The sequence below is a fragment of the Halobacillus dabanensis genome, from assembly GCF_900114165.1.
GTDB lineage: Bacteria > Bacillota > Bacilli > Bacillales > Halobacillaceae > Halobacillus > Halobacillus dabanensis.
In genome coordinates, this window is the sequence record NZ_FOSB01000013.1 from 101,468 (window position 1) to 111,982 (window position 10,515).

At 43.6% G+C, this 10,515-nt stretch carries 8 protein-coding genes; 1 reads left to right on the forward strand and 7 read right to left on the reverse strand.

Annotated features, from left to right (window positions below; translation table 11 throughout):
• Positions 1-103: 103 nt before the first annotated feature.
• The 7 genes from argF to argC form a co-directional block, all read right to left on the reverse strand.
• Complete coding sequence (gene argF / locus BMZ58_RS18210) at positions 104-1,060, reverse strand: ornithine carbamoyltransferase (RefSeq protein ID WP_075037975.1); 957 nt, start codon at positions 1,058-1,060, stop codon at positions 104-106.
• On the reverse strand, positions 1,057-4,077 hold the full coding sequence (locus tag BMZ58_RS18215; protein WP_075037976.1) for a carbamoyl phosphate synthase large subunit: 3,021 nt from the start codon (positions 4,075-4,077) through the stop codon (positions 1,057-1,059). Before BMZ58_RS18215 ends, argF begins: the two co-directional genes overlap by 4 nt.
• Positions 4,067-5,131, reverse strand: coding sequence for a carbamoyl phosphate synthase small subunit (locus BMZ58_RS18220; protein WP_075037977.1), 1,065 nt, complete (start codon positions 5,129-5,131; stop codon positions 4,067-4,069). The genes BMZ58_RS18215 and BMZ58_RS18220 overlap by 11 nt, the downstream gene beginning before the upstream one ends.
• 109 nt (positions 5,132-5,240) lie before the next feature.
• Complete coding sequence (locus tag BMZ58_RS18225) at positions 5,241-6,401, reverse strand: acetylornithine transaminase (protein ID WP_075037978.1); 1,161 nt, start codon at positions 6,399-6,401, stop codon at positions 5,241-5,243.
• On the reverse strand, positions 6,398-7,201 hold the full coding sequence (gene argB, locus BMZ58_RS18230) for an acetylglutamate kinase (RefSeq protein ID WP_244151657.1): 804 nt from the start codon (positions 7,199-7,201) through the stop codon (positions 6,398-6,400). Before argB ends, BMZ58_RS18225 begins: the two co-directional genes overlap by 4 nt.
• On the reverse strand, positions 7,170-8,396 hold the full coding sequence (gene argJ, locus BMZ58_RS18235) for a bifunctional ornithine acetyltransferase/N-acetylglutamate synthase (protein WP_075037980.1): 1,227 nt from the start codon (positions 8,394-8,396) through the stop codon (positions 7,170-7,172). Before argJ ends, argB begins: the two co-directional genes overlap by 32 nt.
• 19 nt (positions 8,397-8,415) lie before the next feature.
• Entirely contained in the window at positions 8,416-9,453 is a 1,038-nt protein-coding gene (gene argC / locus BMZ58_RS18240; protein ID WP_075037981.1) for an N-acetyl-gamma-glutamyl-phosphate reductase, read from the reverse strand.
• Between the two features lie 490 nt (positions 9,454-9,943).
• Between argC and BMZ58_RS20875 the strand changes: the two genes are divergently transcribed.
• The gene (locus BMZ58_RS20875; RefSeq protein WP_075037768.1) at positions 9,944-10,369 is read left to right on the forward strand and encodes an HTH domain-containing protein; all 426 of its coding nucleotides are present in this window, start codon (positions 9,944-9,946) and stop codon (positions 10,367-10,369) included.
• The last annotated feature ends 146 nt before the right edge of the window (positions 10,370-10,515 follow it).

Consider the following 10,515-nt stretch of genomic DNA (forward strand, 5'->3'; position numbering starts at 1 on the left):
GATGAAATTCGTAGCCTTTCGACCTTCTTTTTATGTCTTTATCAATAATCAGTCCCCATTCCTATATCATAATGTGCGGCCATTATAAAATATGCTCATAAATTCACTTCCAGCCGATGACCGCCTGCAGAATGGCCTTTTGGACATGCATACGATTTTCTGCTTGTTGAAAGACTGCTGAGTGGGTTCCATCAATCACACCACCAGTAACTTCCTCGCCACGGTGCGCCGGAAGACAATGAAGAAAAGAAGCGTTTGACTTTGCAGAGTTGAGTAAATCTTCATCCACTTGATAGCCCCGGAAATCCTGGAGACGCTTCTCTGACTCTTCCTCTTGCCCCATACTCGTCCAAACATCTGTATAAATGACATCCGCATCTACCACAGCCTTTTTCGGGTCATTTTCTAAGCGGACGGAACCACTATGACGTTCAGCTAGCTCTATTGCTTTATCCATAATCTCTGCTTGAGGGTGGTATCCTTCCGGTGCACAGATCACCATCTCCATACCTGTCATTGCTGCCAATATCATCAAAGAGTGAGCAACATTATTGCCATCCCCGATATAAACAACTTTCACCCCAGAAAGGCGGCCTTTCAATTCAAAAATAGTAAAGATATCCGCCAGGGCCTGGCACGGATGGTACACATCACAAAGGCCATTAATGACAGGGACGGAGGCGTTGTCGGCAAGCTCTTTCAACTTACTATGCGATGTTGTGCGGAACATAATGGCATCAACATAACCGGAAAGCACACGAGCGGTATCCGCAATGGTTTCCCCTCTTCCAATTTGAATATCATTCGTATTCAAATAGAGTGCATGTCCCCCCATTTGAACCATCCCTACCTCAAAAGAAACACGGGTTCTCGTGGATGATTTCTCAAAAATCATAGCAAGATTTTTCCCTTTCAATGACTGCGTGTAAGGATTTTCCTTTAAATGTTGGGCCTGAGCCAATAATTGAGATATTTCTGATTGTGTATAGTCCATCCATGTCAATACATGCTTTCCGTGCATTGCTCCATCGGTTGTGTACATTTGATCTAACAAATTCATCCCAATTGCACTCCTTCACGTTTATTCCCCGGTAGCGGGGTCGGTTCCATTTCCTCGCAAGCTAGTGATTGTAAGTACGCCTCGAACGTTTTAAGTTCACTAAACACCGTAACCCCATTTTTCACCGCTAGTATACGTCTATGACGCGCCTCCTCTGACTGCTGGTCATTTACATAAAGAGAAGCTTCATCAATAGTCAACCATTCTTCAAACGAAAGATGAGTGGATAATTTCTTACTACTGCTCTCTACATCTATAAAACATGTGTCCGCATTTTGGTGTGCATTTGGAAGGTGAGAAAATACTTTTCTTAAAGCCTTTTCGACTGTTTCCGCTACACACATGCCCTCACCAGTAGATTTCATATTCGGACCGAGTTTATGATCGATTTCTGTCATAGCATAAGAGGAGAAGACAGGGTATTTGACAGCTTTCTTAGGAATGACTGGGACTTCCATGTTTTTCAAGTCCAACTCCGCATCTTCAATAAGGACTCGCACAGCTAAATCGATGAGTGGAACGTTTGCGACTTTGCTGACGATTGGTACAGTACGACTTGCCCGTGGGTTAACTTCCAGTACATAAACTTCCTCATCACTCAACAAAAACTGAATGTTCATGATTCCTTTATAATCAAAATGGGAGACGATTTCCTTACTGTATTCACTGATTTTATCCTTCATGGATGAGGAGAGCGTCGAAGGAAACAATGCCATGCTGTCCCCTGAATGGACTCCCCCAGGTTCCAGATGCTCAATGACTTCCGGAAGAAAAACATGGTCCCCGTCCGCTACGAGATCCACTTCCACCTCTGTCCCTTGCATAAATGCATCAAGCACGATTGGAAAATGACGATCATCCGTCTCCTCAAGGGCATCCGTCAACTCTTGTTGATTGTGGACAATGACCATCCCCTGTCCTCCAATTACATAGGAGGGACGGCAAAGTATAGGGAAAGCGTATGTCTCAGCAGCTTCCCACGCTTCTTTTTTCGTGTGGCAGGTCGTTCCAGAGACATGTGGAACACCGAGAGTTTTCAGTGCAGCATAAAATTTATCCCGATCTTCAAGTGCGTCCAATACTTCTGTAGGTACGCCCGCTAAAGGAATCCCTTCTGCTTCAAGCTCTGCTGCCAAGTTGATTGCTGTCTGGCCGCCGAATTGCGTGAAGACAGCATCCACTTTTTCAAAGTCAACAATCGATTGGACGATTTCTTTTTGTATCGGCTCAAAGTAAAGACGATCCGCTGTTTCGTAATCGGTGCTCACCGTTTCCGGATTATTGTTTATCATGATCGTCGTCCAGCCTTGTTGCTGCAGGCTTTGGATCGCTTTGACAGCACTATAATCGAATTCCACCCCTTGCCCGATTCTAATTGGACCTGATCCAAGAATCAGCGCTTTCTTTTTTCCTTCCAGGGCTTCTATTTCATTCCTACCAGTAAAGGTACTATAAACGTAATTGGTAGCGGCCTCGAATTCAGCTGCACAGGTGTCCACCACTTTAAATTGACGATTGATATTCAGTGATTTTCTTTTTTCCACCACTTCTTTCTCTGAATTTCCGGATAGATTAGCTATTTGTGCATCTAAGAAACCGTACACTTTCGCCTGTTGGATTAACGAATCGCTCAATGGCTCTGTCGCCAGCCTACCCTCCATCGCGATGATGTTTTTCATTATTTGTAAAAAGAACAAATCAATTTTCGTTTGTTTATGGATGTTTTCGACCGTTTCCCCATTTCGTAAAAGGTCAAGGATTGCAAAGTAACGTAAATCCGTCGGTTTTTTCAGGTGTTCCCACGGATCTGTGATTACAGGGATCGTCGTATCTAAGGATTGGACCGCTTTCTGAAACGCCCCTTCCAAGGTACGGTCGATAGCCATTACCTCACCCGTCGCTCTCATTTTTGTACCTAACTTTCGATCTGCTTCAGAAAATTTATCAAACGGCCACCTCGGGAATTTAACAATGGCATAATCCAATGCTGGCTCGAAGCTTGCGTAAGTGTGTCCGGTCAGCGGGTTTTCAATCTGATCCAGCGTATAACCGAGTGCTACTTTTGTCGCCATTTTGGCTATCGGATATCCGGTAGCTTTAGAAGCGAGGGCAGAGGACCTACTCACTCTTGGGTTGACCTCGATCACATAATATTGACGGCTCTCTGGGTCGAGTGCTAATTGAACATTACACCCCCCAATGACATTCAGTGCTGAAACAATACTAAAGGCAGCAGAACGTAACATTTGGTAATCAACGTCCGAAAGGGTCTGAGAAGGCGCTACAACAATCGAGTCACCCGTATGTACACCAACAGGGTCGAAGTTTTCCATATTACAAACAGAAATGCACGTCCCATTATGATCCCGCATGATCTCATACTCAATTTCTTTAAAACCAGCAATACTCTTTTCTACGATGACTTGGTGAATGGGGCTCGCTTTTAGACCAGTGGATATCAATTCTTCCAGCTCATCCTCGCTGTGAACGATCCCACCTCCCCGTCCTCCCAGAGTATAGGCAGGACGACTGATGATAGGATAACCGACCTCATCAGCAAAGGCTTTAGCCTGTGAAACAGTTGTTATGACCTCGCTCTCTGGAACGGGTTGAGAAAGCTCATTCATCAAACCCCGGAACAATTCTCTATCCTCTCCCTGTTGTATCGAATGGACACTAGTACCTAATAGTTCGAGATCATATTTCTCCAAAACCCCTTCTTTTTCTAACTCCACTGCTAAGTTAAGAGCTGTCTGCCCACCTAAACCAGCAAGCAGGGCATCCGGTTTTTCCAATTCAATAATTTTCGTCACACTCTCAACAGTCAGTGGTTCACAATAAACGACATCCGCCACATCATGATCCGTCATGATTGTCGCAGGGTTATTGTTGACAAGTACGACCTCACAGCCTTCCTCTTTTAAAGCAAGACAGCCTTGAGTGCCAGAATAGTCGAATTCTGCAGCCTGGCCAATAATGATCGGGCCTGAACCAATCACCAATACTTTACGATACATATGCCTTTCCCCCTTTGCTTTTAGCCAATTGAATAAAATCATCAAACAACCACTCTGCGTCTTTAGGTCCTGGATGTGCTTCCGGGTGGAACTGACAGGACATGATCATTTTTGATTCATGCATCAGCCCTTCAATCGATCCATCGTTAACGTTATAAAAACGTTTTTGGAGAGAGGTACCTTCGAGACTTCCCTCTTTCACAACATAATTGTGGTTTTGGGAGGATAAGAAGACTTTACCTGTGACGACATCTTTGACAGGATGGTTTGCTCCTCTATGGCCGAACGGGAGCTTTGTCGTATCCGCTCCGTAAGCGAGAGCGATCACCTGGTGACCCATGCATATGCCAAAAGCAGGGTATTTATCTAACACTTCTTTCAATTGTGGCAGGATCGTTACAGCATCTTTCGGGTTTCCCGGTCCGTTCGATAATACAACAGCATCTGGATTCAAATCATCGATCGAACCGAGCTTAGAAAAAGGAAGAACAGATACTTCCATATTTCGTTCGAGAAGGGCTTCTAAAATAGACTTTTTCCATCCAAAGTCAATCAAAGCGACACGGAAATCCCCTTTGCCATATGTTTGTGCTGTTTCTCCCTGTACCTTATAGATTTGCTTTGTACCAGGCTCCTGAAAACTATAGGAAGAATGAACAGTCAGGGCTGCCTGTCGCGTTCCTTCTGATCGAATCGCTTTCGTTACTTCACGTGTGTCCACCTCTGTCAGATAAGGGATTCCCTGCCCATCTAAATATTCCCCTAGTGATTGGGTTGATTGAAAATGGGAGGGTGCTTCCGCACATTGATACATGACCACACCGCTCACTTGAATTTCTTGGCTTTCTCCATCCTCATTATTGATGCCATAATTTCCAATCAAAGGATAGGTGAAAACGACAATTTGCCCTTTATATGAAGGGTCAGTAAGCACTTCCTGGTAACCTGTCATTCCAGTAAAGAAAACAATTTCCCCCTGAACACCCTCCATCATAGAGTCGGAGGCTTTCCCTTCAAATGTCTTGCCATTTTGTAAATATAGATATCCGTTCATGATTTCACCCCATAAAAATGAATATTTATTATATATTGCGCATTTTTATACATTAAGTAGCTGAAAAAGGCGGCGTTCATCTCGATTGTGGATGTCACCGCCTTTAGGATCAAGCTTTTTGTAAGCTTGCTTCTTGTTGACGAATAACTTCTGTAATCAATGTTACAGCTTGGTCTATCTCCTCATATTCTACATTTAATGGAGGCAGCAGTCTTAAGACATTCGGACCAGCTACGACAGCCAATAATCCTTTCTCTCTCAAGGAATGCACGAGTGGAAGGGCTTCTGTTTGAACAGCCACCCCTAACATCAAACCTTCTCCTCTCACCTCGCTAACACTACTGAATCCAGTTAATGATTCTTGTAATTTCCTTTTAAAAGCCTTCCCTTTATTTATCACTTCTTCTAAAAAGTCAGATGTGAAGATCTCCTGTAATGTTGCTTTGACAGCAGCCGAAGCTAATGGGTTACCACCAAATGTCGAACCATGGGATCCAGCCTGGAAAGAGCCTTCCAGTTCCGCTTTTCCAATCATAGCGCCAACAGGAAATCCACTACCCAATCCCTTCGCAGTCGTAACGATATCAGGGTCAAGACCATAATGCTGGTAAGCGAAGGCTTTACCTGTTCTGCCGATGCCAGTCTGTACTTCATCAATAATGAGAAGCGCCCCTAACTCCCGGCATTTTTCCTCCACTTTCTTCAGGAATTCCTTTGTACCAGGAACAACCCCACCTTCCCCCTGAATCACTTCCACCATAATAGCAGCGACATGTCCATCATGTACTTCCTCAATCGATGAAACATCGTTATAAGGAAAATATTCGAAAGTCGGTAACAAGGAACCGAAACCTTCTTGAATCTTTTCCTGACCTGTCGCACTCATTGTTGCAAAGGTCCGGCCATGGAAGGATTGCTTGAATGTAATAATCTTTTCCCTTCCTGTATGTTTGCGGGCTAGCTTGATGGCTGCTTCATTTGCTTCTGCTCCGCTGTTACAGAAAAATACGTAATCAAGATCAGCAGCTTCACTTAAAATTTCTGCCGCCTGTTCTTGAATAGGGATTTCATAAAGGTTGGAAACATGCCATACCTTATTCAGTTGTTCTTCGATTGCTTTTTGCACTATGGGTGGTCTGTGTCCAAGATTGCAAACTGCAATACCCGATACAAAATCTAAATAATCTTTCCCGTTATCGTCTGTAACCTTTGTTCCGTTACCAGAGACGATTGTTAATGGAAAACGATTATATGTAGGAAATAAACTCACTCCACCTTCTCCTTTCTCTTCGCTTTGATAGAGGTACCTGTCAACGTGCTGCCTTCTATTAAAGGTCGCTCCCCACTGACTATGAGCACCTCTTGTAAATGATCCGACAAGGCATCAACAGCTGATTGTACTTTAGGGATCATCCCGCCATAGATGGTTCCTTCTTCGATCATTACCCCAATATCATCTGGCGTTGTATGCCCAAGCACGTGATCCTCGACCAGAATCCCCGGGACATCTGTTACAAAAAGGAGTTTCTCCGCACCTACCGCTTGAGCAATAGCTCCAGCTGCAACATCTCCGTTAATGTTGACCGTTTGTTGATCTGCCGTTTTACCGAATGGGGCCACGACAGGAACGTATCCATAAGCCAATAGTTGCTGCAAGATCGTTGGATCCACACGTTCGACTTTCCCTACAAAGTCCAGGTTTTCCCTGTCCATGTAAGTCGCCTGCAACAAAGAAGCTTCAGAACCCTTCACACCGATTGCCGGGATTCCCTGTTTTGTTAGTGCCCCTGTAATTTGGCTGCTGACAGTGCCTCCGAGAACCATCTCAACGACCTCAAGGGTTTGTTCCGTAGTCCTACGCAAACCATTGTAAAATTCACCCTCGATCTTCAGCTTGTCGAGAAGCCTTGTAATCGCTGGACCACCACCGTGGACGATAATACAGTGGTAGTGCTCTTGTAATTCTTTAAAGCTTGCGTAAAAAGAGTCTGTCAATTGGTCGAGCATGCTTCCGCCAAGTTTGACGACGATGGTCGGTTTATGTTCGGTAGCTGGCATTGATTTTGACATAGTCATAAGTCAAGTCACACCCCCATGCCGTCCCTACTCCATCACCTTCATAAAGATGAATGGAAATCGTTACTTCTTCATTATCGAGATCTTCTGTTGCTTGCTCTTCTGAAAAAGGACATGGGGTTCCGTTACTGAAGACAAGCTGATCTTCAATATAAATATCACATTCCGTCGGATTAACTTCTGCTTCACTGTGGCCAATGGCTCCTACTATTCTGCCCCAATTGGCGTCCAGCCCATATACAGCGGTTTTCACCAAACTGGATCCTACTACTTTTTTACCGATGATACGGGCTTCTTCATTGGAGCGGGCGCCTGTCACTTGAACCTCAATCAGCTTAGTCGCTCCTCCCCCATCTTTGGCGATCTGTTTCGCCAGGTCTTCACAAACAAGTTGAAGAGTCGATTGAAAGGACTCCCAGTCTGGATGAGATTCTGTCAACGTTCCATGTTCCGCTTCCCCATTTGCAAGAGCGAGCACCATATCATTTGTAGACGTTTCACCATCTACTGTGATTTGATTGAATGATCGCTCAATCGATTGACTAAGAGCACGATGCAGGGCGTCAGATTCAATCGTGGCATCTGTCGTAATGAAACCTAACATTGTCGCCATGTTCGGGTGGATCATACCCGAACCTTTGGCTGCCCCGCCGATTGACACCGTTTCCCCATCAATTTGAACCTGATAGCAGGCTGACTTTTGACATGTATCCGTCGTCAAGATCGCTTGTTGGAAATCGCTACTACCATCCTCTGTTACTTCCACACTTTCACAACCGTGCGCAATCTTTTCCATTGGTAGTTGTTGCCCGATCACTCCTGTCGAAGCTACAGCAACATAGGCTGCTGGAATTTGGAAACGATCGGCGATCATGTTCCTCATTTCATAGGCATTTGCTAACCCTTCTTCTCCTGTACACGCATTAGCAACTGCACTATTGATTACCACACTCTGGATTTTCCCTTGTTCCGCTATACTTTCCTGTGTGACTTTGAGAGGCGGTGCTTGAAAATGACTCTGGGTGTACACAGCTGCCACTGAAGCTGGTTTGTCACTCATAAGTAAGGCAAAGTCTTTCTTTCGATACCTTAACCCACTGTGGATTCCACCCGCTTTATATCCTCTCGGTGTCAATATGGAACCGTCGACTATTTTTTCGATAGATTGCGCCTTCCGTTGTTGTATCAAAGCATCTCTCCCTCTCTTATCAAGGATAAACAGGCAATGGTGCAAGTCCTGCCCTTTCATCATATTGAAATAGTAGATTCATATTTTGTACAGCCTGTGTGGCTGCACCTTTCATTAAATTATCAATGACACTTACAACCGTGACTCGTTTCGTCCGGGGATCAATCGTCATACCGATATCGCAATAATTTGTGCCATAAACATCTTTCGTGCAAGGAAAGCTGCCCTTATTACGTACTCTGACAAAAGGTTGGGACTCATAATAGTTCCTGTATTTTTCACGAAGTTCTTCCTCTGTCATTTCCTTCTTCAACTGTACATAAATGGTTGCCATAATTCCGCGTGTCATCGGAACTAAATGAGTAGAGAATGTCACTGGCTCTATGCTATCATTCCACTCGAATAATTGTTGTTCTATTTCAGGAATATGCTGATGCTGATTCACTTTGTATATTTGGAAGTTCTCTTGTGCATGAGCAAAATGAGTGATCGGGTTAGGGTTTTTTCCTGCTCCGGATACCCCCGATTTTGCGTCGATTATGATAGAATCTGATTTCACTAATCCTTCTTTTACCAATGGTCCTAATCCAAGCAGTGTAGCTGTTGGATAACAACCCGGATTTGCAATGATGTCTGCTGTCTGGATTTGTTCTTTATTCCATTCGGGTAAACCGTAGATCGCTTTCTCTAAAGTTTCTCCGTCTGAGGCCTCTTTCTTGTACCACTGCTTGTAAACGGAAGCGTCTTTCAACCTTAAATCACCGGATAGGTCGATCACCTTCGCGCGGCCCTCTTGTAATTGAGGGGTAAGACTACTGGATACTCCCGCTGGTGTAGCAAGGAAAATGACATCCAGATTTTCCTTCATTTTCTGAGGTTCTAAATCTTGTAATATATGAGTTTCTCCCCCCTGGAATTGGGGGTAAATCTCTTCGAAATTTTCTCCAGCCTGTGAGGAAGAATATAAGGTTATTGTTTCGACTTGTGGATGATTGTGCAATAGACGAAACAACTCAATTCCCCCATACCCGGTCGCACCTACAATCCCTGCCTTCAATTTGAACCCACCTCTATGTATATTTATGATTACGTCTGTATATTTACAATATTATTAACCCTCAAACCTCATATGTCAATAGATACACTTCACAATTTATTTATTTTACAGATTTGTAATGTAATAGAAGCAAAATAAATGCAAATTATTATATATTATGGCAATAAACCGCACTTTCCCTTTATACACATGTGGATAAATGTGATTTTCATTCCATAACATTTCTTTTATTCACATATGCACATTTTTATACACATTATCAACAATGAATATATTTTTATAAACCTGCTATTTATTTTTGAAATAAGTGTGGGCAAATGTTGCGCTTAACTGGTTTTCCAGACTATAAAAAAGCCCTGACAAGTCTGATTGAACTATACCCCGAATAATGGACACTGATAAAAAAGTGCCCTTATTCGGGGTTTTTGTGTTTCATGACCTCGAATGTCCATTTATAATCGAATTAACTAATACGAGCGAGGTTATAGACATGTCTAAGATTATTTTTACTGAATCACAGAGAAGAGAGTTAGAGTCCAACCCAAACATCGTTAAGGTTTCAGATCGATCCATTACCTATACTCCTGAATTTAAAGTGAAAGCTGTAAAGGAAAACGCAGAGGGGAAAGGGCCTCATCAGATTTTTGTCGAACATGGGTTTGATCTGTCCATTATTGGTTCTGGAAAACCAAAACAATGTATTGAACGCTGGCGAGCAACGTTCCAGAAGTACGGAGAAGAGGGATTCTATACAGAACGCAGAGGAAAAGGTTCAACGGGACGCCCATCTTCCAAAGAGCTTTCTCCTGAAGACAAACTAAAGAAAGCAGAAGCGCGCATTGCGTACCTAGAGGCAGAGTTAGATTTCGTAAAAAAGCTCGACGAACTCGAAAGGCAGGCGAAGAAGAAAAAGTAACCACATCAGAGAAATTTCAACTAATTGAACAAGTGGTAAGAGGAAATGGTTTCCCTCAGTTCATTCAATATTTTTGTGAGTTGGCGGGAGTAAGTCGTTCGGGTTATTACAACTGGTTGAAAACAGAAGGAGTCCGTCAAAAGAGA